The following is a 1,664-nucleotide window of genomic DNA, read 5'->3' as shown; positions in this document are numbered from 1 at the left end:
ACGCCGGTTATCGCCGTTGTCTCCACGATCATCGTCGCCATGACGTTCCTATTGATGGGTACGATACGCCTCGCCCAATCAATGCCATATGCGTGATCACTAGGGATGCTCTTAGCGCGATCCGAATAACAACAGACGCCGCGCTTAATGATCTGAAAATCCACAGGTCCATATGGATCCGACTGAAGCTATTAATACGTGAGTCGGACGTTACATGCCTGTAGCGCGGCATTTTTCCTCAAGAACAAAAGGTAGGTCTTCGACCGGCGCACGGGTATCACGACGCGAACAGCGAAGCGCCCGGACTACTTTGGACAGGATCGAATTATCCTGTGGCAGGAGCATGGCGTGATCGACAATCCCACGTTGTATCAACGATATGAAGTTCCCTGGAGAAACGAAATGAAGACCAAACTGATCGGTCTGTATGGATTCACGGCTCTCTCGCTGGTCGCGTCTGCGGCTTCGGCGATGGCGCACCGTCAGGTCGTTTTGGGATCCGCCGGCGGGAGCTATGATAAGATCATCCGCGAGTATTGGCTGACCCCCTTTGAGAAAGCCACTGGCATCAAGGTCGTTCTCGTTCCGACCGCAGAGACGTCGGTGCGGCGTGCCCAGGTGCAGGCCATGATTGCCTCCGGTAGCGTCACGTGGGACCTCTTCATTGAAGGGGAAATGGACGCTGAGGCGCCATCCCATGCCGATCGTACCGCGGACCTCGATGATTATTGTCGGCAGTTCGAAGACCGCGCGGACCTGACGCCCGGCACCTGCAAGGCGTCGGGAATCCTTTTTGGCCGCGGCGCGACACTGATTGCCTACAATAAAATGCAATTCCCCAATGGTGGCCCGGCCGACTGGAAGGGATTCTGGGACACTAAGACCTTCCCAGGAGTCCGTGCGATGCCCGCGCAAACGGACGCGTGGCGGCAGTTGACCGCCGCCCTTCTGGCCGATGGCGTGTCAAGGGACAAGCTCTATCCCATGGATGTAGACCGCGCTTTTGAGAAGCTCGACGAGTTGCGTCCCAATGTCGGCCTGTGGTGGACGTCGGGTGACCAGTCGGAGCAGGGTTTTCGCAATGGTGAATATGATGTGGGCTTCGTCTGGTTAACCCGCGCCACAGCACTCAAGAATGAAGGACAACCGATTGCTTGGTCTTACCGCGGTGCGATTTTGGTAGGCGATCGCTACGCGGTGGTGAAGGGTGCGCCTCATGAGGCGGAGGCGCTTGCATTGCTCAAGTTCTTTCTGGATTCGCCGAAGATCCAGGGAAAGATCTGCGAGGCGTTGTACTGCGTGCCTCCGAGCACGGATGCGCTCAAGTACATGAGTGCGGAGGTGCGTGTCAATTTACCGTCCGCCGAGCAGATCAACTCCGAAATGGTGGTGCCTGGCGCCGAGTGGATCAACGCCAATAAGGCAATGTTGATCGACCGCTGGAACGCCTGGATCCAGAAGTAGGCGATTACCCAAACAATCCCGCCGGATCAGTCCGCCTTTCAGGGCGTCTGGACCTGCATTTCCCTTTGCGTCCTTCCCTGAGGTTCGAAAAACATGTCGCTGACCCAAGACGTCGCCAACACCGTCGCCAGCCTCACATATGACGAGCTGTCGGCACGCGTGCGCGACAAGGTGAAACTTCTCGTCCTAGACCATGTCGG

General features: G+C 57.0%; 1 protein-coding gene. It reads left to right on the top strand.

Annotation, left to right across the window (positions count from 1 at the left end; all coding sequences use genetic code 11):
* Positions 1–402 precede the first annotated feature (402 nt).
* On the top strand, positions 403–1,464 hold the full coding sequence (locus AC0L3N_RS33810) for an ABC transporter substrate-binding protein (protein ID WP_473552014.1): 1,062 nt from the start codon (positions 403–405) through the stop codon (positions 1,462–1,464).
* The last annotated feature ends 200 nt before the right edge of the window (positions 1,465–1,664 follow it).

The organism is Mesorhizobium sp. WSM4807 (assembly GCF_055811615.1).
Note: the sequence above shows the minus strand (reverse complement) of the source record. Positions and strands in the feature narration are given on the sequence as shown.

What these genes read in the sequence shown, in the direction of transcription:
- AC0L3N_RS33810 (WP_473552014.1), top strand. Translation starts at nt 403, where the DNA reads ATGAAGACCAAACTGATCGGTCTGTATGGATTCACGGCTCTCTCGCTG.